Genomic DNA, 20,938 nt, shown 5'->3' on the forward strand with positions numbered 1-20,938 from the left:
GAGGCCTTAAGTGTACAATAATGATTAGAGAAGCAACTCGGCTGCTTTGATCACCACTGCAACTGAATCGTGCTCTACTTTTGCATGGTCAACGGTAGGGATCTCCTGACGAGTTCTGTTTACCAAAACACCCGCTACGCAAGCCGCTTTTAAACCCAACGCAGCGCACATTGTAAATAAAGTGGCTGATTCCATTTCATAGTTCATTACGTTTAATTTTTGCCATTCAGCACAGCTACCTTGGAATGCTTTGTTCACATAACCAGAATAGGTATCGTAACGCTCTTGGCCAGGATAAAACGTATCACTAGAAGCGGTTATGCCAATATGATGAGTAATATTTAATGCTTCACATGCGTTAACCATCGCTTGTGTACAATGAAAGTCTGAGACAGCAGGGTAGCTTAAAGGGGCAAAATGTTGACTTGCGCCATCAAGCCTAACTGATGCTGTACTGACCAAAACATCCCCCTCATTGATATGAGGCTGTATTGCACCTGTTGTACCAACACGTAAGAAGGTACGTACGCCTAATTGCGCTAATTCTTCAACCGCTATGGAAGTTGATGGGCCACCGATACCTGTCGAACAAATTACCACAGATTGGCTGTTTAGCGTGGCTCTGTAAACATGAAACTCACGAGTTTGTGCTAAACAGATAGGGTCGCTTAGTTTGTGTGCGATACGTTTTGCGCGTTCAGGGTCGCCCGGTACAATTGCCAGAGTTGCGCCATTAAGTGCCTGTTTATCTAGCCCTAAATGAAATACCTTATCCATAGTAAACCTTATTTTTATCTAAAGCGTAATGTTTGTTATTACTGGCCTTAAAGTACAGGACAGATGTCCGATTTTATGGTTGCAATTAAGTGCTTACTTGCATCTTTAAGGTTGATCTTCTAAACCTTAAGTGTAGCAATATAAGAGGACTTATTATGCCAGCATCTCCATCGATTGATAAACATACAGAATTTGCCCGTTGCTTTGAAAGTAATAAAATTGGTACTTTTGCTGCTTTTCACTGGCTTGCGCTTGCCTTAAAAGATATGACAAGGGCGCCAATGTTGAGTTTAATCTATGGCCTAATTTTTACCATTATTCCCGCCACTATTATGTGGTTGGTGTATCAGTCGGGAACACATCTTGTTATTTTACCCGCAGCGGTTGCTTTTGCACTGATTGGCCCAGCGTTTGCGGCAGGTCTGTATGATGTTGCTTGGGAGCTCGAGAAAGGGCATAAACCTACATTCAGGCACAGTCTAAAATCTATGTTTAGAAACCCTGCAGGAGAGTGGGGATTCGCTATTCTACTTATGGTTATTATGATTATTTGGATGCGTTTAGCCGCACTGATCCACGCCTTATACCCAAATGTGGCAGATCCAACGTTTGAGCAGTTGTCAGCCTTTTTAACATTGGGCACTTTAGTTGGTGGAGTACTAATGGCGTCGGTATTTGCTATTTCAGCATTTACGCCACAAATCATGATGGAGCGCCGAGTTGATATTATGACCGCCGTGATCAGCTCTATGCATGCCGTCAAATCTAATGTAGGTGCAATGTTAGTATGGTGTGCCTTGATAGTACTTTTAGTACTAATTGGGTTTTTAACCGGTACCGCAGGATTTATTGTTATTATGCCACTACTGAGTTACGCAAGTTGGCATGGTTATATTGCAATCATTAAAACTAAAAAACCACGAAATTACGAATAGCCTTTAACTATTCATTAGTTATGAATATTAAACCACGGCGTTGATGGCCTTCCCAGTACGCCGTGGTTGACATTACTCATCACAATGTTATACCTCCCTAAAGTGTGAACTTATCACTGCGCTGGTAACACCTTATTACTTATGTTTTGTAATTAAGGTGCTGTATATAAAAGATTTATTTTTCATCTTTCGGCACTCTAATCAAATAGGCTGGTCATTAGCCAAAGAATTTGCAGGGTTGAATAATAGGGCAAGTAAAAAATTGCCAAGCGCATTAATATGCAAGATCGTTATCTTTGGAGGCTTCAAATGGCGAATACAAAACAACAATTTATACAAAAACTTGAGCACTGTTTGTGTCCACCTGGAGATGGTGTATTTACTGTTAATACCGCCAAAGAAAGAAAAGAGGCCTTAAGAAGCAAATTATATGGTCAAACTGAAGGTGTTGATGCGCTTTGGAAAGCATCATTGGCAAATATTGAACATAGTGACTATAAAGCCGCAATTTTGGGGATCAGCTCTGACTGTGGTGGTGGTATTTTAAGAGGCGCAAACTGGGGACCGTTATTTTTGCGTTCAACACTCATAGAGCAGCAGCCACAAGTGAGTGCTTTTGATTTAGGTGATGTTCGTGTTATTCCACATCTACTCCATGACAAGTATTTAAACGAAGCGACTATTAGTAATTGCCAAAAAGCGCTTTACCAAAATGAAAATAGTGAGTATTACGTATCACCTTTGTCTATTACGGAAGATGTCTGCGATGGCTTTTATCAGCAATATCCAGATAAAGGTATATTTGGTATTGGTGGTGATCACTCAATTAGCTACCCGTTAACTAAATCATATTTAAAAGCTAAACGCGATGCGGGTAAACGCACAGCGATTATTCATTTTGATGCGCACACAGACTTGTTGGTTGAGCGTTTAGGTATCGATTTGTGCTTTGGCTCTTGGTGTACACATATCCTTGAATTTTTACCTGCACCTCACCACCTTATTCAGTTCGGTATTCGCTCCAGTGGTAAAGATAAAGCACACTGGGAATCTACATTTGGCGTAAAACAGCACTGGGCACATGAAATTCGTGAGCAAGGTGCTGACACTATTGCGGCGCAAGTTATTGCGCAATTAAAAGCGGATAAAGTCGATGAGCTGTATGTCAGTTTTGATATTGATGCACTAGATGAAGAGTTCGCATCTGCAACAGGTACTCCTGAGGGCAATGGTATGACGCCTGATGAGGCGATGACGATATTAAAAGCGCTACGCAAAGAGTTTCCTATTACAGCCGCTGATATGATGGAAATAGCGCCTTTCACGGATAGTTCATTGGTTGGACAGACAAGTTCAGAAACCACCTTACGTGAAGGGGCTAAATTGTCGGCATTCTTGCTTGATGCTATCAATAACTCTTAAGCATTGGTGGTAATTCTAAAAACGGCTGCTTAATCAAGTGGCCGTTTTTGTTTGATTTCTGTTATAACGAATGTAAGTGCGCTATATTTTTTGTAGTTCACATGGTTACAGGTAGTTACTGAATGCGATTATGGTTAGTGGTTTTGAGCTTTGTATGCTTTATATCTGAGGCAAATTCGCTCAATGTCATGACAGAGGAGTTTCCTGATTTTCAATACACCAACAAAGAGGGGGTTTTAGTTGGCTCGGCGGTGGAAAAAATCAAAGCCGTTTTGAATAAGGCTAATATCGACTATGTATTGAGTGTTAACCAGTGGTCTGTTTCCTACAATGCGGCGCAAAGAAACCCCAATAGCTGCATTTTTTCTATCGCGCGTTCAGACTCTAGAGAAAAACTATTTGATTGGTTGTTTCCTATCAGCAGTTTTTCAACTTCCTTTTATGGTTTACGTGATAAAAGTTACAATATCAAAAAGTTAGATGACGCATTGAACTACAAAACAGCGGTCATTAGACAGAACTTTAGTCATTTATACCTCAAAGAACGCGGCTTTGAAGAAGACAGACACTTAATTATGATCTCAAGTTTTGACAATGTTTTTGAGCTATTGGCGACCAGAAAGGGGTTTATAGACCTAGTTATTCTCAGCGATGTGCAATTTGAGCACAAAAGCAAAACAGAACGCATGACCACATTGTTAGAAAAAAAGTACACATTGCCTAACTCTGGTGCAAAGCTCTACTTTGCGTGTAACAAGGAGCTAGCACCGCGAACAAAAAACAAAATTATTGAAGCATATAGAGCTTTGTACCAATAAGGCTTTTGAGGTATGTGGCTACTTTTTAATTGATGGCCACACAAATCCATGAAAGGTGTCAATATAAAGCTGTTCAACCTTCTCTCGTGCCCAAGGCGTTTTTCGTAAGAACTTTAAACTCGACTTTACACTCGGATCATGGGTAAAACAGCGAATATTAATAGCTTTACCCATTGCTTGCCAGCCAAGTTCTTGCTCAAGTTTAATAATGATGTCTTCTAGTTTTATACCATGTAACGGGTTGTTTGGCTGCTGTTGCGTCATGAAAGCACTCTGATTACAAAACCCTTAGTTTACCCTGATTGTCTTAACTGGGTCTAGCCTAATAGGTTGGCCTTCCTTATTTGCCTTTAACCACACTAATTGACTCTGCGGTTGGTTACTATATTTGTGGCTGCATATAAAGAGTAAATCAAACTGTTTGATTAAAGCTCCTTCGCTATATTGGGCACCTTGATACCAACAAACTCGGTGTGGTGTCTCAAGTAATGTGACTTTTCCATGATTCGAATCAACAGCAAAAGAATAACTTGCTGTTATTAATAAAACACTTAAAGCGATATAAACACGTGATTTCATGGCAGAACTCCCAGAGTTGGCTAATCTTTAAATAAAGCAATTATGCGCTTTGCATGAGTAACTATAACAAGATAAAAACAAAAGAAGGGGATCGCAATGGCGTTTGATCAAAATATGATGGCAGAACTGACATTATTGGCTAAGTTTCCAAGGAGCAGCATGCATCAGGGTATAAAATTACATAGAGATGCTGAACAAAGCTTAATCGACGCAGCGCAGAGGCTGTTTGATAAGGGGATTATTGATAGCCCAGATGGTGGTTACCTTACCGATCTGGGCCTAGACTTGATCTCTCATTTAGACCAAGTTCATTGCGCGTTGCAATGACATTATTGTGCGTCAGGTTGATTCTCTGGCGCAGCATCACTAAAGGCTGGCAGTTGATTACAACGCTCGTAAATAGCGGCAATTTTAGGGAACGGCGTCATATCAACTTTAAAACGTAATGCGTTAAACACCTGTGGTACTAAACATACATCTGCAAGAGTTGGTGTTTCGCCAAAGCAAAATGGTGAGTCACCAAGCATAGCTTCAAGCTTTTTAAACCCTTCAATTACCCAATGACAATACCAAGTATTTTTCTGTTCATCGTCAACATTAAGTTCTTGGCTTAAGTATTTAAGCACACGCAAGTTATCAATGGGGTGAATGTCACAAGCAATTGCGTAGCAGAAATTGCGCACTTGTGCTTTTTGCCATGGATCATTTGGCAACAGTTGGGTGTCTGTATGGGTTTCTTCTAACCATTCTAAAATGGCAAGAGATTGTGCCAATACACCTTGCTCAGTTTCAAGCGCAGGTAGTAAGCCTTGTGGGTTCTTACTGGTGTAACCTTCTCCTTGTTGCTCTGATTTAAGCAAGTTAACACCAATTAATTCGTGTGGAATGTTTTTAAGATTAAGTGCGATACGCACGCGGTATGCTGCGGATGAGCGAAAATAAGTATACAGTTTCATTAGTTGTTCCTTAATCACGACAAAAGGCACTCATAAGAGTGCCCAATCTATTTTGGCTAAGCGTTATGTTACGCGCCTTTGTAGTATTTTCTAATGCCTTTCCAGCAATCAAGGTAATTTTGCTGACGCTCTTTACCTTCAAGTGCATATTTAGTTGGCGAAATGACATAACGAGATTCAAACATAAACGCGAGTGTGTTTTCGTAGCGTTGCGGCTCAAGCTCGGCGTTTGATGCTTTTTCAAATACATCAGCTTCAGGACCGTGTGGAGACATACAGTTGTGCAAGCTCATGCCACCAGGTACAAAACCATGCTCTTTTGCATCGTATACGCCTTCAATTAAGCCCATGAACTCACTCATGATATTACGGTGATAGTAAGGTGGACGGAATGTATCTTCTGCTACCATCCAACGTGGTGGGAAAATAACAAAATCAACGTTTGCCACGCCCGCCGTGCCAGAAGGAGAAGTGAGTACAGTAAAGATTGACGGATCTGGGTGGTCAAAGCTTACTGTATTCATTACGTTAAAGCGTGCTAAATCGTATTTATAAGGTGCGCTATTACCAGTCCATGCAACCACATCAAGTGGTGAGTGACCAATATCACAACGGAATAAGTTACCGTTAAATTTAGAAACTAATTCAAAATCGCCTTCTTTGTCTTCAAATGCAGCAACTGGATATTGGAAATCACGCTCGTTAGTGTAGCCATTCGCACCAACAGGACCACGTTCAGGAAGAATAAGCGGATGACCGTAGTTTTCGCAAATGTAACCACGTACTTGATCACTGATAAGCTCAACAGAGAATTTAATGCCACGAGGAATAACAGCAATTTCACCAGGACGCAGTGCTAATTTACCGCACTCTGTGTGAAGCACTAACTCACCTTGTTGAGGTACAAATAAAAACTCACCATCAGCATTGTAGAAGTAGCGGCCTTCCATTGAAGCATTAGCAACATATACATGAATACCAATACCCGCTTGACCATTGGCACTACCGTTCGCTGCCATAGTGACTAAGCCATCAATGAAATCTGTTTTTTCGGCTGGAATTTCAATTGGGTTCCAACGTAGCATAGTTGGTGGCGTTGGTACTTCAGTAATCGGTGCTGTGCGTAATAAGCCATTGTCCATCGCTTGGTAGTCACCTTGTACTACCGATGGGCGAATACGGTAAAACCAGTTTCTGCGGTTGTCTGCACGCGGCGCTGTAAAGGCAGTTGTATTATATTGTTCTGCATACAGATCATATTTTACTTTTTGTGGAGAAAACTGGCCAATAGGTAGTGCGCCAGGTAATGCTTCAGTTTCAAACTCGTTACCAAAGCCTGTTAGGTATTGAAATTCGTTGCTCATAGTTTTTGACTCCTTAGTAGATGCAACTAAGATACTCTCATGTGAGAGCATTATCAAGTGTCTTTAACTATTCTTTTTGTATATAATTTTTTACGGATGTATTAGAGGAGTACAGGGCGTGAGCAAGGTGTTGCTAAAAATAGACGAATTTCTACCATATCGACTTGTTAAGCTGGCGAATAAAGTGAGTATGGCATTTTCAAGCGTGTACTTTGAAGAAGCGGGGTTGACGGTACCCCAGTGGCGTGTGATTGCACATCTAGCTCAGCAAAAAACCTGTTCAGCAAAGCGTTTATGTGATCTAGCGGAAATAGATAAATCGACCATGTCGCGTGCCGTGAAACAACTAACAGACAAACAGCTGATTGAGCTGTGTGCAGATCCCAACGACAAGCGTGCTAAGTTGCTGAGCTTAACCACACAGGGGGAAGCACTATATGCACAACTGTCTCCAAAAGCACTTAAGTGGGAAGAGGCGCTCTTAGTGGAATTGTCTAATGATGAGCGAACACTGCTGAGAAGCGTGATGGACAAAATAGAACTTCAAGTAGATAAACAATAGAGTCAAATTTACGTTTATTGGGCTGCGTTTAATATGCCAGCCCATAAGTAATCATTGCGGGCGTGTTTTACTAAGCCTAAATACGAAATACAGTACAGTAAAAATTAAAAAGTTAAAATACAAGCTGCTTAGTGGTGCGTAGTCATACCAAAAACTATCAAGCGAAAACCCTTTAATTTTACCTCTTAGTCCAAAAGCAAAGATAGTGGACACTACAAAAGAATAGGTAATGCTAATGGTAGAACAGCAATTAATATATGGTTCATAACCACAATTAGCGGCTCTCAATCTGCCTGCCAGAATCATCGCTAAGCACATAGCCCCTGCACAGTTAAATAGATACGGCATACTAATAACTATCAACTCAGAGGTTCTGGAGTAATTAATGCCATCACCCATAATCGGAATTAATGAAAAATCAAGAGCTATAACAAAAGTAATTGAAAGTAACAATAAAATATATGCTGCTTTATTTCCGTAGTAATTCATACTCACTCCCTAATTTTAGCTTTAAAGTTATTACACTTCTCACTTTCTTTTCTAACATCTGTGCGAACTTTTGAAAAATCAAAAAGAACACCCGATTTCTTTAAACTGTTGAGAAGTTTTTTATCCTCACTACCTCGTGAAGAAAAGCACATGATATTAATTAGTTTCTCTTCAAAATTGTAACCATAATCAGATGAGGGCTGGCCGAAGTTGTTAATTATCATTCTTAGTATATCTGAATCGTCGACATATATTGCAGCATAGAAAGAGAAGTTTTTTCCATGAAGCTTGATTTTTCGAAATGAGGCATCATTTATCATCCTATCTTTCAATGAGGTGGAATACAATCTCTCGAAGTTTTTCGCGAAAACATCTAAACGAAAATTGGGTGAGTTTAAGTCTGGTTGGTTAGGAGCTGTAAAATAAGTGTACTCTAAGCGAGTGAGTCCATATGCATCAATTACTATTTCATCTGGATTGTTTTTTTTGAGGTCGTTATTTTTCGAATCCATCTCAAAATTTTCGCCAGGCTTTAAAAAGACAACTCTCTTATTCTTGAATTTTTGTTCTGTTTTTAAGTGAGAAAAATATTCTTGGTAACGAGGTTTATCAATAACCCGAAGTGCAGCTTCTAATGGGCTTGTTAAGGTTATACCAGCTTCCTTGATAAAATCAATAAATTTATCTTTATTAACTACAAATGCACTATCCAATAACGGTGCAGATTTTTCATTGGCAATACATATCTCTACAAGTCTGTGATGCGAAAATTTTGAAATAAAATCGCGTTTTGTATATTCTATTTCTTCTTCTCTTTTTTCTAGCAACTTAGCTTTTTCTATGTATTTTTCTAAATTTATATAATCTGAAATTTTTGCCTTTTCTAATATGCTAAAAGCATCTAAATCTATAAGTTTGCCTTTGTAAAATAATTCATTATTAATGGCTCCCATTTTATTTAGTTTATCAATAACATTGAATCTGTGGTATTTAATTAGGAGATTGTTAAAGCTGTATGGTTCATTTTGGTCAAAACCAATGATTTCACTTGGAAAAAAGGTTGCTAATTCTAGTAGCTTTTCATCGTCCAAAGTCATGCTTGCGATCATCCACCCTGTGTAACTGGGTGTAATTCCTTTGTGAACTATATATTTGACAGTATCCCATTTTGCATCGTTAGCAAGTGCTATATCTAGCAAACTTATTTTTTGACCAAACATTGAAAAATTAGAAGATATACTTCCAGTTAAAGACTGCTTAATATAATCTTCAATACCTAGTTGTTGAATTAAGTTTTGATCAGAATCAATATCTATATTTTCAATATTTTTATCCTCTAAATCTTTTAAGTGTAAAGGGTATATAGATTCATCCCTACTAAGACTGCTGCTAAAATCATAGCCTATGAAAAGTGACTCTGTGCAGCTATTAATTGCGTATACCAATTGTGATTGAAGCATGACTATAAAAAAAATAATGTATTTCATGGGGTTCTCATTAAAGTGAGCACTTAATAGTGCCCATAGTAAGTGTTTTAATTGATATATAGAAATTAAAGTCTAATTTGGGTAATCAGGGCACGCAAAACTTCTGTATTCTTCATCCCAGTTTACACATGCTCTATCTAATTGAGCGTCTTTGAAGAACGAGTGGCCTAGGCTTCGAACAGCGGTACGATACAAATTCGCATTATGGTTACATAAGCGCGTTGAAGTATTTCTTGGAGGGGCATTTAAGCATTGTATTTCCATCTCTCTAAAAAACATGTTGTCACAGTCAGTTTGATTGGAAGACGCATAGCCATAACAAAGATCATGTTTGTTGCAAGATGATTTAAAATAGCCATCCCAGCCAGCGCCAACACCAAACGAAGAGCAGCCATTAGGTAACAAAGAAGCTCTAGCCTCTGTAGGATTACATCCAACGGGTTTTTCGCCGGGTAGAGCGTCACATCCTGCATCTCTGTACGCAATTTCTAAACTAGGGTATCTTGATGCTATTCTTGGGTCATCAAGGTATGTGTAAGCTAGATTTGTTGCGATCCTCGTTAATTCCGGTCGGTAAGTATACGCTGGAATTCTGTTTCCCGTTACAGTTATAACTTCTATATTGCTTGCTTTTGCAGTGGATATCGTAAAAACGGCAGAAAGAGAGCGCTGATATGTATAATCGCTGTCCTCAATTACATTATCAATCGCTACATCGTCTAAATTGACTAATAAACCACTGAGCAAAATTGAACCAAAAAATAATTTGCTTTTCATATTTTTCCTTAACTTCCTTTCCTATTAAATAAAATGGCTTCTGCCTCGTTATAAAAATTCATTGTGCACTTAAATTCAAAGAATAATTTTTCTCCACTTTTTACGTTGTATTTTTTTATTTTTAAGTTCTTTGAATTTAAATTTATATTAAGAAAGTCAATTGCTCTTTCTCTGGATTTCAACAAGCATATTAATTCTCCTTCATCAAATAAGGGTCTGTTGAAAAAGAAATCTATCTCATGCATGTTATAGCTCGGTGTTAACTCTTCTTCTATCCTTAATCTTTTTTCCCTTATAGTTTCAATTATCGAGTTAAAAGAGCTTTCTACATAGGCTAGGTCATCTCTGTATGTACGACTTGTAAACACTCTTTTAGAATGAGTGGTTAAAAAGTGGCGCTTAGACTCTCCAAATATATGATAAATAAAATATGGATTTAGGAACTCACCACCTTCAATGTAGGTTGAATCAAAAATTGCTCTAGCAGTTCTTCCATTGCCATCATAGAACGGGTGTATATTGATTATCTGTGAATATAAATAGAATTTCTTTTCAAACCCAGATAATTTCTCTATATCATCTAACAATTGGCTAATTAAATTTATAACTTTATCTGGCGAAGGAGCGATATACATTGGCTTCAGTAATGTACCGCCAGCTGTAATATGGCAATCTCTAACTATACCGCTTCGATGATTATTTAAATTTCGATTTAACATTTTTAATAAATATAAATCTACTTTTCCAATAGTGGAAGCTTTAATTACAGCTTTTTCATATGAAAGCTTGCTGTTATTTAATTTTTCTGTAAGCGAGGAGGTTTCTTTAAATAGAGAGTTTAGCTTAATTTGTTTCCATGTTATTTTACTTGCTTCTCTCATCGCTATATCCCCGCATAAATACCGAGAAAAAAAATTCAAAAAATTTAATCCATTCATATTTAACCTCCTAATTAAAAGCATTGTACCTAAATTAATATGAAATGGAAGTAAAATGTGAATTTAAAGTGTCTAAATTGTTTTAATTAATGCTTGTCGCTTCCTACTCAAGATTTTATACCTACTTAGAAGTGCTCTAAATATAAATGATTTTATGTATGCTAATGTGAACAAAACTTCAGCTATTCTTATATTGTCTAAAATGAGCATGCTACGCGAGTGATGTTTAGGTGATGAAGGAATGTAGTATAAAAAAGGCCAACATGATGTTGGCCTTTTTAATTTATACACTAATTAAATTGATATTAGAACGTGTAACGAATACCAATCTTCGCTCTCCACGCTGATGCTTCACTGATCTCAGTGTAGTTACGAACATCTGCGCCATTATAGCGAGGCTCGATGATTAGTTTACCATCATCGTCAAGGCCACCAAAGTCATATAGTGCTTGGTCAGAGAAAGAAAGTTTCTTCTCAATGCCCCAATCACTGTTCAACAAGTTTGCAAAGTTTTCAACCATTACATAGAACTCGCCCTTGTGTCCTTTGTAGAAACCAGGGATTTCTTGCTTAAAGCTTACATCCATAGTTGTAACCCAAGGCTGAGTAGCGGTATTACGGTCAAGTAATTGGCCGCGTGCAGAGATACCTGCGCGGTTTAATAAGGTTTCAAGTTCTGCCCAAGATAACTGTGACTCTGCCCAGTTTACATTGGTATCATCGGCACCAGATGGAATGTAAGCTAAATAGGCAGAACCACCATTGAAATCACGAGTATCACCTAAATCTCCATCACGGTATAATCCCATTGTGTAGCTAAATGGACGACCTGAACGGCGTTCGAAGAATACATTGAACTTAGATGCATAACCGTCAAAGAACTCTGTTTTATAGCTCATGCTAATTTTAAAGTTATGCTCAACTTCGTAATGACCACGACCAACAAGGTCTTGGTTACGGCTGTGTACTGTTGCGTATTGGTAATTACTTTGTGCACGTGACGAGCTACCAGGGTTTACGTCTTCAACATCTTGATGCGTGTAGCTTGCTGAAACGTATAGACCGTTATCCCATTCTTTTGCAAGAGAGGTACTGAAGATAACAGAACGACCATTCTCTTTTGAGTTAGTCATCATGATATCGAAGTTATCTTTTAAGTCACCTTCGTAGATGCTTTCGTAGATAGTACGGCCAGTGGCACTGGTGCCAACAGGTTTGATAGCAGTGTTACGCCATACCGCTTCGTTCTCTTTTTTGTGATAAGCAAGTTCAGCTGTCCATTTGAAGCCGTCACCTAGTAGCTCTGAATCGAATTCATATTCAAAGCCAAGTTGCGCACGAATACTTGAAGGCAGCTCAAAGTTAGGATCGGTATAGTTTGTACTACCAGCACCTTGTACTAATGAATTCTTAATTTCATCTGGTACACGCGTAATGTCTACTTGCTCGACACCCGTAAAGTAATCATTAATTGCATTTTGTGGTGCAGTTACGTAGGTAATTCCATCATTTTGGAAAGGGGCGTTATACCAAATGTTTGGAATACCACCTTGGAAACGACCAATACCACCGTTAATGGTTAGTGATTCAGATGCATAGTACTTAAAGCCGATACGCGGAAGGATAATGTCTAACCCATCTAGGTTTTCTTGGTTAGTGTAGCCGTAAGTATTTAAAAAGTTCTGGTTAAGTTTAGCTTCGTCGCTTGAAGACAAACGCTCATAACGAAGACCTGCAGTTACTTCTAAATCATCGGTAGGGTAGAACTTATCTTCAACATAAAGCGCAAGTTGGTTACGTGTTGAATCATAAGCCATATCGTTTGCGTTGTTGGTATATGCATTACCGTAAGTGAATTGGTAGTTATCACGGTCAACATGTAGCTTTTTATTTGCAAAGTCTTCTAAACTTGCAAATGTCCATGAACCACGAGAGTTTTCGGCGAATAGGTTATATAAACGTAAGTCTTTGTACTGAGCACCAAAACCTAGTTCGTGATCACCTAAAAGGTAGGTTGCATCGAACGTAAGTTCAAGTGTTTCTGTTTCACCTACGTTATTGTGGCGGAACTCAGTTGCACCAAGTTGGAAACCTGGACCACGGCCGCCATCTAGGTAAACATTGATTTCACCCAGATCGGAATTAGTCACACTAGTGTTACTTACATCTTTATACGCTAGACCAAACTCAGTGGTAAAGTCATCAGACCAATCTGAGTAAACCTTTGTAGCAAAGTTGTTGAACTTAGTGGTCATGGTATACAGGCTTGACTGCATTTGCACCGTTACATTATCATCTTCCTGATAATCTCTAACTTCTTCTTCATTTTGCCACTGGTAAGTGAAATCAGCACGGTGTGCATCATTGATGTTCCAACTTAACTTAACAAGAATGCTGTCACTGCTGTCATCAGGGTTACCACCAACGGTATCTTGAATGCCGTAAACGTCGTTTAACGTTGTAAGTAAGGCATTATAATCTTCTTGGCTAGCAACAAACTCTTTTTCTGCACCAGAACCTGAAAAACCATAGCCAAGCTCTTTTTCTTTTCTCCAAGCGTTATAGTTAACGAAGTAGAAAAGCTCGTCTTTAATAATTGCGCCGCCTGTACTAAAGCCTAAACGCTTTTCAGTGACTTCAGTTTCTACTTTCTTAGAATCATAAGTTCTGTGTCCGTCTTCATCTAATACAGGATCGCGATCATTAAAAACTTGCTCTATATTTTCAACTTTGCCACCAAGACTTGGTGAGCTGTGCTCATAAAAGCCAGTGAAGGTATATTCGTTAGAACCTGACTTAGTTACAGCATTGATAGTACCACCGCCAAAATTACCTTTTTTAGCAGAGAAAGGTGAAGCGTCTACAGAAATCTGCTCAATGGCATCTAGTGCTACTGGAGGTTGTACTGTCGGGTAACCACCTTTTGACAGGCCGAAGTCATCGTTTTGGCCGATACCATCAACAGTTAAGTTGTTACTACGTGGGTTGTTACCCGCAATGGTTAGTTCGCCATCACCATTAATGCTTGCTAATGGGTTGATACGAGCCACATCTTTAATATCGTTGTTAAAGCTTGGTGCATTTTCAATGGTTTCAGCGCCAAATACACTGTTTGAACCACCGGCTTGTTGAACGATTTTGTAACCAGTTACTTCAATTTTTTCTACTTGTTGTAGAGGCTCAAGCTGGTTAACAATACGGTGTGTATCGCCAAGGTCTAAGAAAATATTATCAAGCTGTGCATCTGAATATTTGTCAGAATCAAGCACTACTCGGTAAGGACCACCAACACGAAGACCTTTAGCGATGAATGCACCAGACTCGTTTGTTGTAAATGTGCTAATTGTGCCTGTAGGCTCGTGAATAACAGTAACTTTAACGTTAGCAGCTGCTTCTCCAGTTGGCGTCGTAATTTTACCACGCATTGCCGATGATGTGTCAGCCGCGAATGCGCTTGCCGATACGCCAAGAGCTAATGCTAAAGCGCCAGCTACTTTAGTTAAGCGAACGTTTCTCATTGTGTTGTTTCCCGTGTGTTTAGGTTGTTTCAATTTAAGTAAATAAAGCTAAATGGCTGTCTCTGTGTTCAGTCTCATTTAGCAAAAATTTGTGTTCCTACCGCCAAAGTTACATCAAAACACGGTTAGCACCTTTTCAGGGGCTAACCGTGTTTGCTGTATTTTAAAATCAATCGATAGGAGTTACTGCTTAGAAGTTATATTTAACACCAAAGCGGATTTCGTATAGCGATGGCTTAATCTCAAAGTCAGTACCCGATGGGTTGTTGAACCTTTCAAATACATATTGACCGTTATCGTTGATTGAAGCTGTCACGGCATTTTGCATATAGTTGCCTTTGTTCAATGTGCCCCAATCGTCATTAAGTAGATTGCCAACGTTTTTAATCACGAAGAACGCTGAGCCTTTGTGACCTTCTGCAAAGCCACCAAACTCTTGCTCAACTTTTAAATCAAATGTCACCCACCATTCACCCTCTTGTGAGTTACGACCTTGAATATAACCGCGTTTCAAACCTTCACGTTCTACCCAAGCGTCAAATGCTGATTTATCAAAGTCTTCACCGTATACAACATTAACAGCATCCACGTCCGGTACATATAAGAGGTCGCGGTTATTGTCGGCATAACCAAACAAGCTACTGCGTTTACCTGCGAAGGTATAAGAATAAGGGTTAGTCACACTTGCTTGACCGAATAAGCTGAACTTAGTATCTAAGCCATCAAACAGTTCAGTTTTATAAGACAGTGACATAGTTGCACGGTGTGGTATTTCGTAATCAGAAGTAGAAACACCTGGATTTTGCGGATCAGCTGTTGCAATGCCGTGGAAGTTAGAGAAAGCAACTGAGCTACCCATTGGGTGCACGTCTTTTGCTACTGTGTAAGCATAAGACAGAGCAAGGTCAATACCATTATCATATGACTTGTTCATGCCAAATGATAATACGTGGCTATAGCCGTCATCACCTTGAACGTTCGTTAGCATTAAGTCAGATTCACTAGGGTGTACAGAATCGTTGTAGATAGGGCGTCTATCAGGTGCGGATTCTTTTGATGAGAGTGCAAGGTTTCTAACAAGGGCAGAGTCTTGTTTGTCTGTGTAAAGGTAATCAGCTGTAAATACATAGTCTGATTCAGTTACATAGGTTGCACCTAACGACAGTTTCCACTCCGAAGGAATTTCAAAGTTAGGATCTGTTACGTTTGTACTGTCGTCTACGCCACCAGAGCTCACGGTGTTATACAGGTTTGTAGGAATAGCGAAACCTGGTTTGCCGTTATCAACAAAAGCTACTGCATCAGGCCCTAACAGTTGAAGATTTTTTAAATCAGTCTGAATATTACGAATACCATCATTTGAGTAGCTGTTCGAGATCCACACGTTCGGGTTACCACCAGAATACAGGCCGATACCACCGCGCAGCTCTAGCTGGTCGTTAAATACCCAGTTGATGCCTAAGCGCGGCTGTAACAAGTCAACGCCATCTAAGTTCTGCTGGTTAGAAAAACCATAACGCTTCTTAAAGTTTGCGTTGTTTGCAGGCACGTCGTTGCTCGTATACCAGTCGTAGCGTAAGCCTGCTGTGATTGTGATGTCATAGTCAATCAAATCAAACTTATCTTGGAAATACAAAGTGTTTAATGCATATTTAAATTCAGCTGCAGCATCTTCAGGTGTATGAGATGTCGCGTTGCCGTAATACACACGTGCTGCTGCGCCATTGCGTAAATCTTCAATACTATTAAAGCGGAATTCGCCTTCGTTGTGCTGAACGAACATATTGAACACATCCAGTTCTTCACGCTCGTAGCCAAAATAAAGCTCATGGTCGTCAAGGTAGTAGGTACCTGCGAGCTTAAGAGATAGGTTGTCGTACTTCAATTTGTTAGCTTGACGCGAGTCATCAGGCCCGATGTAAACAGTTACATCATCAACATTGACTTGGAATTCACCGAATCCAGACGCCCTATCTAAAGATATTTGACGGTTATCTAGTTCAGAGTAGCCAAGACGTACTTCAGTTGTAAATACATCGCTCCAATCAGAGTATATAGATGTTACAAAAGACTGCAGCTCAGCGCCACGCTCAAAGACGTGATTTGATAATGCGAGTTCGTCTGAATCGGCGTCCGACTGATTTAGTGAAAAACCATCATTGTAGTTGTATACGAAGCTTGCTCTGTGATCATCGTTGATATTCCAATCCAGTTTCACAAGAATTTTTTCATCTTCAACTGGCATGCTAGGTACCATAGAGCCAGCGTCATAACCATATACATCCTTTGCAATCGCCGTGATTTCATCAATCGAAGCTTTACTGATCTTACCATTTGCGTATGGGGTATATGCGAATATTTGCGAGCCTTCAAGCTTCTCATAGCTCGTAAATAGGAATAAAGTATCTTTGATCAGAGGCATGCCAAAGTTATAGCCATAACGTTTTTCGTTATAGTTACCAGTCGGCTGTGATTCACCATCGATTTTGTCACCCACGAGCGAATCGTTGGTGTAGTCGAAAAACACGCCACCTGTTAAGTCGTTAGTACCAGACTTTGTTACCGCGTTGATGTTACATGACGTAAAACCGCCGTATTGCACATCAAATGGGGCTAGCTCAACGGCAACTTGAGCAATAGAGTCAAAAGAAAACGGGATACGTTCAGTTGGATAACCGTTACTATTGAGGCCGAAGTTGTCGTTCATGCGCATGCCATCAACAGTTAAGCTGTTGAAGCGAGGGTTACCACCAGCACATTGAATTGCACCAGCGTCACTTTCGTCAATATAAATTCGCGGGTCGGTACGTACAATGTCTTTGATATCACGGTTAATTGCTGGCTTATCTTGAAGATCTGCTAGAGAAAAATGTGTTGCAGGGCCTGTTCCACCCGTTTGAGCAGTGACAGCGCGACCCGTAACTACGATTTGCTCAATACTTTGTTGTGACTTTAGCTGAACAGATACTGGATAGGTTTTACCTAACGTAAGGTAAATATCTTCAAGCATCGTATCTTCAAATTTGTCTGAATCTACAATAATTTGGTAAGGACCACCGACACGCAAGCCTTTTGCTGAGAAAACACCACTTTCGTTAACTACAGCTGTTTTAACTGAGCCAGAAGGGGTATGGATAATAGTAACTTTCGTGCCTGCAGCAGGGTTACCCATAGGGCCAACTACTTGACCTTTTAGGCTTGACGCTGTGTCGTTTGCAAATGCTGCACCACTTGCCGCTAAGCTAGCTGCAATCGCCAGCGATAGCGAAGTTTTGCGCAAAAGAGTTTTCATTATGTTGTTTCCCGTAATTTTAGAACTTACTAGTTATTTAATGTCGCAGTTTTAGAAGTCTTGAGCGCTTCTTTGAGTGGCTGCGCGTTTTTATCAAAAATTTGATTTAATAAGCCAGCCAGTCTAATGCCCCCTTGCTGTAAGCGAGTCTTAACTGTTGGCATATATTTGTAAATGTACCCGTAACTTATGTCAGTTTCATTTAAGTTATAAATTTTTTCAGAAATATAATGAGATTCAAGTAACCAGTCTGCCGGTTCGCTGTTTAGATAGTCTTCTATAATAGCGTTATTTGATGTTTTTATGAAATTTGTAAACTCAGTGTAAGATAAACGCTCGCTCTCAATTAAACGAGTATCCCAAGTACTATGCAGGTTTGTGCTGTCGCCAAAAAACGTCACTTTAATTTTGTTACCACCGTGGTCGTCAGCCCTTCCAGCATGAAATGGTTGATGACTGTCGCCGACAAGGTGAACTAAGAAGCGAAGAGCAAAGCGCTTTTCGTCGACAGAAGATTTATCAGACTTCAGTACATTGATGCCATAATAGATGCCGTCGAGAATATTCTTTACCTGTTCTTTGGAAGATACATTGTGATGAACATGTTTATCCATGTTCTCAGCATCTGATACATTGATGTAATGCCACTTTGACGACTTTTTTCTCCAAAATGTACTGCTGTCCGAGCGCATTTCATCAGCCCACGTTGAAACTTGTGCGAGGGATTCACCTTCCAATAAGGGAGTTAATGCTTTTTGGGTGTTAGGGGTAAGATGTTGAGATGCTAACTCGCCAACGATGCGATGACCATTTGCGCCCCAAGCCATGGCTTGCGATGAAGTTACAACCGCTGCTGCGATTACTAAAAGAGATAATTTTTTCGTTAACATGTCTTTTTACTCTGAGCAGAATGCGATAAAAATTCGCTATTTCAATAAGGTCAATTGTCCGTGTTTTTCAAGAAAACAAAAGGAGTCAAAGGTATTCATAATTTCTTGTTAATAAAGTTTAATTTACAAGTAGTTACTGGCTATAAGTAAAATTACCTATTGTAATAAGTAAGAGAACTTGTTGTAATGGCGTTGTCTGTAAGCTAAGAATATTTAAGTTTTGAACAAAATCTTCATTCTGAATAAAAAATATACGTTTCTTGTGGTGCTATTACTCTTATTAGTCGCTAACTGGTTTTTGCCGAGCATGCTTGTTAACAGCGAATTAAATAAGCTTTCACCAGTGGGCTCATATTCGTATACATGTAAAACCTCGGATTCATCCAGTTTGGCAGTGTTTAGAGTGCACGTTCCTGTAAAAAGTCTTGCTGCAAAATTAGAGCAATCTCTTTGTATGAACCGAGTTATAGCAAAGCAATATGGTTCCATTGAAATATATTGGGGTGGAAGTCTTGCGGAGCAGATTGAGTTCTTAGCAAAAGGGATAGCGGATGTGATTTTAAGCAAAGACAATGTTATGGAAGCGATGATGGCAGAGTCTACACAAAATTATATGCCTCTGATCGGTTATCCAAGTTATACCGCGTTTTTTATTTCTGCACGTGAGAAGCCTCGAATAAACAAAGCTTACTTTTTGGATAAAACAATTGGCTTGGTTGACTACCCCACAAGCCGTTCTGCGCATATTTTACCTAAGCAAGTTTTTAAGCAGCTAGACATTGACTTGTCGGCTTTACAAATTGTGTATGCCAGTTCTCATAGCGCATTGCGAGAGCTGCTTTCTAAAGGCGAAGTGGATATCATTGCGTCTTATTGGCAAGAACAAGATCAACAAAGATTTTCTAAAAATTACATCACGGCAATTGCAGATAATGTGAGTGGCAGTAAATGGTATATAAAAATGGCCGACGAAAATACTGACTTGGCTTGTGCATTGCAAGTTTCAATAAGTGATGTGGTGAATGATGTTCAGTCGAGCTATTTCAACAAGCTAAGACATTACTGGCAATGTGATAGTGCACCTTACAAGTTTATTGGGGGTGATGAAAGTGAAAACTAAACTGCAGATGTTCATTAGCTTAACATTATTTGTTGCATTGTTTTTGATATTATTTTTCTGGTCTCAAAGTAATATCGTTGAGCGTGATGCAAAATATGACTTAAGTCAGCTAGCAACGCGCGTCGCATTAGATTTAGAAATGTTACCTATTGCGGAGCCGTTATTCAATTACAGTGGCGATCAGCAAAAAGTTACGAAGTATATTGATGAAATAAACGACCTGCTCAAAGCCAGCAATTCGCGTGTTGTTTTACTGGATATTAGCAGTGCAGAACCACAGCAAAATAGCGCTGTAAAAGATAAGCTAATTCTTGAGGCTGCTCATAAAAAAACAGCCATTACTTATCGTGTTAATAGAGCACATGATGCTATCAGTTACTGTATCCCGGTTTTGTTAGCATTTGTAGCGTGGGGTATGTATCTTAGGGCCTATACTTTTAATTTTCAAAGTAAAGTAGCACTGACAACGAAGCCTGAAGCTGAAAAGCCAAAATTAGTACTTGATTTGAATACTAAGTGTATCTACTTAAGTTCAAATCAGGAGCAACACATTCAGTTGGCAAATAAACCACTGTGCTTTTATATTGCGTTGGTAGAGTTTTGTGATGGCAATTCAGAGATTGTACTTAATCCAAATAAAGATGTACCTGAAGAGTTGATAGCCATTGCAAACAGGTACTTTGAGCGTTTGACTGTGCTTGGTCATACCGTTAGAAAGAAGCCTAACTTCTCAAATAGCTTAGAGAAGACACTAAGCGAGATCCGTGCTGCGTTAGATGAAGTATTTACAGAGCATCCAGAATTGAAGTCAAAGTACTACCCTCCAAAAGCTTATGGAGAGGGCTCTCGCTCTAAATTGCATAGTTATGGGTTATCAAATATTTGCTTTGAAGACGTGCACGTGATTGGACGGTAACATTCATTATCTCAATATTATTGATAGCCCCTCTCATAATGAGTAATTAAAAGCTTACTAAGCTTTGCTTGTATCTAAAACAGGTGGATATTGGATAT

The 20,938-nt window shown here is 39.4% G+C and carries 19 protein-coding genes; 7 read left to right on the top strand and 12 right to left on the bottom strand.

Annotation, left to right across the window (positions count from 1 at the left end):
* Positions 1 to 24 precede the first annotated feature (24 nt).
* Positions 25 to 777: a uridine phosphorylase gene (gene udp, locus HG263_RS06130; RefSeq protein WP_171625195.1), complete on the bottom strand. Its 753-nt coding sequence runs from the start codon at positions 775 to 777 to the stop codon at positions 25 to 27.
* A 155-nt stretch (positions 778 to 932) separates the two neighbouring features.
* On the opposite strand from udp, the gene HG263_RS06135 reads away from it, so the two are divergent.
* The 3 genes from HG263_RS06135 (at position 933) to HG263_RS06145 (ending at position 3,952) form a co-directional block, all read left to right on the top strand.
* Positions 933 to 1,712, top strand: a complete 780-nt coding sequence (locus HG263_RS06135; RefSeq protein WP_171625196.1) for a DUF2189 domain-containing protein — start codon at positions 933 to 935, stop codon at positions 1,710 to 1,712.
* Positions 1,713 to 2,021: 309 nt separating this feature from the next.
* Positions 2,022 to 3,134 carry an arginase family protein gene (locus tag HG263_RS06140; RefSeq protein ID WP_171625197.1) on the top strand — a complete coding sequence of 371 codons (1,113 nt, stop codon included), beginning with the start codon at positions 2,022 to 2,024 and terminating at the stop codon, positions 3,132 to 3,134.
* 122 nt (positions 3,135 to 3,256) lie between these two features.
* Positions 3,257 to 3,952 (top strand): substrate-binding periplasmic protein, encoded by a 696-nt coding sequence (locus tag HG263_RS06145; protein ID WP_171625198.1) that lies wholly within the window; start codon positions 3,257 to 3,259, stop codon positions 3,950 to 3,952.
* 18 nt (positions 3,953 to 3,970) lie between these two features.
* Here HG263_RS06145 and HG263_RS06150 read toward each other — a convergent pair whose 3' ends face one another.
* Entirely contained in the window at positions 3,971 to 4,216 is a 246-nt protein-coding gene (locus tag HG263_RS06150) for a VF530 family protein (protein ID WP_171625199.1), read from the bottom strand.
* Positions 4,217 to 4,240: 24 nt separating this feature from the next.
* Positions 4,241 to 4,531, bottom strand: coding sequence for a DUF1496 domain-containing protein (locus HG263_RS06155; RefSeq protein WP_171625200.1), 291 nt, complete (start codon positions 4,529 to 4,531; stop codon positions 4,241 to 4,243).
* Positions 4,532 to 4,627: 96 nt separating this feature from the next.
* Between HG263_RS06155 and HG263_RS06160 the strand changes: the two genes are divergently transcribed.
* The gene (locus tag HG263_RS06160) at positions 4,628 to 4,858 is read left to right on the top strand and encodes a TIGR02647 family protein (RefSeq protein ID WP_171625201.1); all 231 of its coding nucleotides are present in this window, start codon (positions 4,628 to 4,630) and stop codon (positions 4,856 to 4,858) included.
* 2 nt (positions 4,859 to 4,860) lie between these two features.
* Here HG263_RS06160 and maiA read toward each other — a convergent pair whose 3' ends face one another.
* Complete coding sequence (gene maiA, locus HG263_RS06165) at positions 4,861 to 5,487, bottom strand: maleylacetoacetate isomerase (protein WP_171625202.1); 627 nt, start codon at positions 5,485 to 5,487, stop codon at positions 4,861 to 4,863.
* A gap of 68 nt (positions 5,488 to 5,555) precedes the next feature.
* Positions 5,556 to 6,851, bottom strand: a complete 1,296-nt coding sequence (gene hmgA, locus HG263_RS06170) for a homogentisate 1,2-dioxygenase (protein WP_171625203.1) — start codon at positions 6,849 to 6,851, stop codon at positions 5,556 to 5,558.
* A 118-nt stretch (positions 6,852 to 6,969) separates the two neighbouring features.
* Between hmgA and HG263_RS06175 the strand changes: the two genes are divergently transcribed.
* A complete protein-coding gene (locus HG263_RS06175; protein ID WP_343043958.1) occupies positions 6,970 to 7,413 on the top strand; it encodes a MarR family winged helix-turn-helix transcriptional regulator in 444 nt (147 codons plus the stop codon).
* A gap of 51 nt (positions 7,414 to 7,464) precedes the next feature.
* Here the strand turns inward: HG263_RS06175 and HG263_RS06180 are convergent, their stop codons facing one another.
* The 7 genes from HG263_RS06180 to HG263_RS06210 form a co-directional block, all read right to left on the bottom strand.
* Positions 7,465 to 7,902 carry a hypothetical protein gene (locus HG263_RS06180; protein WP_171625204.1) on the bottom strand — a complete coding sequence of 146 codons (438 nt, stop codon included), beginning with the start codon at positions 7,900 to 7,902 and terminating at the stop codon, positions 7,465 to 7,467.
* Between the two features lie 2 nt (positions 7,903 to 7,904).
* Positions 7,905 to 9,389: a hypothetical protein gene (locus HG263_RS06185; RefSeq protein WP_171625205.1), complete on the bottom strand. Its 1,485-nt coding sequence runs from the start codon at positions 9,387 to 9,389 to the stop codon at positions 7,905 to 7,907.
* Positions 9,390 to 9,461: 72 nt separating this feature from the next.
* The gene (locus tag HG263_RS06190) at positions 9,462 to 10,166 is read right to left on the bottom strand and encodes a phospholipase A2 family protein (protein ID WP_171625206.1); all 705 of its coding nucleotides are present in this window, start codon (positions 10,164 to 10,166) and stop codon (positions 9,462 to 9,464) included.
* An 8-nt stretch (positions 10,167 to 10,174) separates the two neighbouring features.
* A complete protein-coding gene (locus HG263_RS06195) occupies positions 10,175 to 11,104 on the bottom strand; it encodes a Fic family protein (RefSeq protein ID WP_171625207.1) in 930 nt (309 codons plus the stop codon).
* 305 nt (positions 11,105 to 11,409) lie between these two features.
* Positions 11,410 to 14,622 carry a TonB-dependent receptor gene (locus HG263_RS06200; RefSeq protein WP_171625208.1) on the bottom strand — a complete coding sequence of 1,071 codons (3,213 nt, stop codon included), beginning with the start codon at positions 14,620 to 14,622 and terminating at the stop codon, positions 11,410 to 11,412.
* Positions 14,623 to 14,812: 190 nt separating this feature from the next.
* A complete protein-coding gene (locus HG263_RS06205) occupies positions 14,813 to 17,914 on the bottom strand; it encodes a TonB-dependent receptor (protein ID WP_171625209.1) in 3,102 nt (1,033 codons plus the stop codon).
* Between the two features lie 29 nt (positions 17,915 to 17,943).
* Positions 17,944 to 18,804 carry a S1/P1 nuclease gene (locus HG263_RS06210; RefSeq protein ID WP_171625210.1) on the bottom strand — a complete coding sequence of 287 codons (861 nt, stop codon included), beginning with the start codon at positions 18,802 to 18,804 and terminating at the stop codon, positions 17,944 to 17,946.
* A gap of 454 nt (positions 18,805 to 19,258) precedes the next feature.
* Between HG263_RS06210 and HG263_RS06215 the strand changes: the two genes are divergently transcribed.
* Positions 19,259 to 19,924 (top strand): PhnD/SsuA/transferrin family substrate-binding protein, encoded by a 666-nt coding sequence (locus HG263_RS06215; RefSeq protein WP_216628373.1) that lies wholly within the window; start codon positions 19,259 to 19,261, stop codon positions 19,922 to 19,924.
* Positions 19,914 to 20,840 carry a hypothetical protein gene (locus HG263_RS06220; protein WP_171625211.1) on the top strand — a complete coding sequence of 309 codons (927 nt, stop codon included), beginning with the start codon at positions 19,914 to 19,916 and terminating at the stop codon, positions 20,838 to 20,840. The genes HG263_RS06215 and HG263_RS06220 overlap by 11 nt, the downstream gene beginning before the upstream one ends.
* Positions 20,841 to 20,938 lie beyond the last annotated feature (98 nt).

It is taken from the genome of Pseudoalteromonas caenipelagi, assembly GCF_013140855.1.
In the GTDB taxonomy this organism is placed as follows: Bacteria; Pseudomonadota; Gammaproteobacteria; order Enterobacterales; family Alteromonadaceae; genus Pseudoalteromonas; species Pseudoalteromonas caenipelagi.

Coding starts and splice junctions, on each gene's coding strand:
- HG263_RS06155 (WP_171625200.1), bottom strand. CDS start 4,531: ATGAAATCACGTGTTTATATCGCTTTAAGTGTTTTATTAATAACAGCA.
- HG263_RS06205 (WP_171625209.1), bottom strand. CDS start 17,914: ATGAAAACTCTTTTGCGCAAAACTTCGCTATCGCTGGCGATTGCAGCT.
- HG263_RS06180 (WP_171625204.1), bottom strand. CDS start 7,902: ATGAATTACTACGGAAATAAAGCAGCATATATTTTATTGTTACTTTCA.
- HG263_RS06210 (WP_171625210.1), bottom strand. CDS start 18,804: ATGTTAACGAAAAAATTATCTCTTTTAGTAATCGCAGCAGCGGTTGTA.
- udp (WP_171625195.1), bottom strand. CDS start 777: ATGGATAAGGTATTTCATTTAGGGCTAGATAAACAGGCACTTAATGGC.
- HG263_RS06135 (WP_171625196.1), top strand. CDS start 933: ATGCCAGCATCTCCATCGATTGATAAACATACAGAATTTGCCCGTTGC.
- HG263_RS06140 (WP_171625197.1), top strand. CDS start 2,022: ATGGCGAATACAAAACAACAATTTATACAAAAACTTGAGCACTGTTTG.
- hmgA (WP_171625203.1), bottom strand. CDS start 6,851: ATGAGCAACGAATTTCAATACCTAACAGGCTTTGGTAACGAGTTTGAA.
- HG263_RS06150 (WP_171625199.1), bottom strand. CDS start 4,216: ATGACGCAACAGCAGCCAAACAACCCGTTACATGGTATAAAACTAGAA.
- HG263_RS06185 (WP_171625205.1), bottom strand. CDS start 9,389: ATGAAATACATTATTTTTTTTATAGTCATGCTTCAATCACAATTGGTA.
- HG263_RS06215 (WP_216628373.1), top strand. CDS start 19,259: ATGAACCGAGTTATAGCAAAGCAATATGGTTCCATTGAAATATATTGG.
- maiA (WP_171625202.1), bottom strand. CDS start 5,487: ATGAAACTGTATACTTATTTTCGCTCATCCGCAGCATACCGCGTGCGT.
- HG263_RS06195 (WP_171625207.1), bottom strand. CDS start 11,104: ATGAATGGATTAAATTTTTTGAATTTTTTTTCTCGGTATTTATGCGGG.
- HG263_RS06200 (WP_171625208.1), bottom strand. CDS start 14,622: ATGAGAAACGTTCGCTTAACTAAAGTAGCTGGCGCTTTAGCATTAGCT.
- HG263_RS06190 (WP_171625206.1), bottom strand. CDS start 10,166: ATGAAAAGCAAATTATTTTTTGGTTCAATTTTGCTCAGTGGTTTATTA.
- HG263_RS06160 (WP_171625201.1), top strand. CDS start 4,628: ATGGCGTTTGATCAAAATATGATGGCAGAACTGACATTATTGGCTAAG.
- HG263_RS06145 (WP_171625198.1), top strand. CDS start 3,257: ATGCGATTATGGTTAGTGGTTTTGAGCTTTGTATGCTTTATATCTGAG.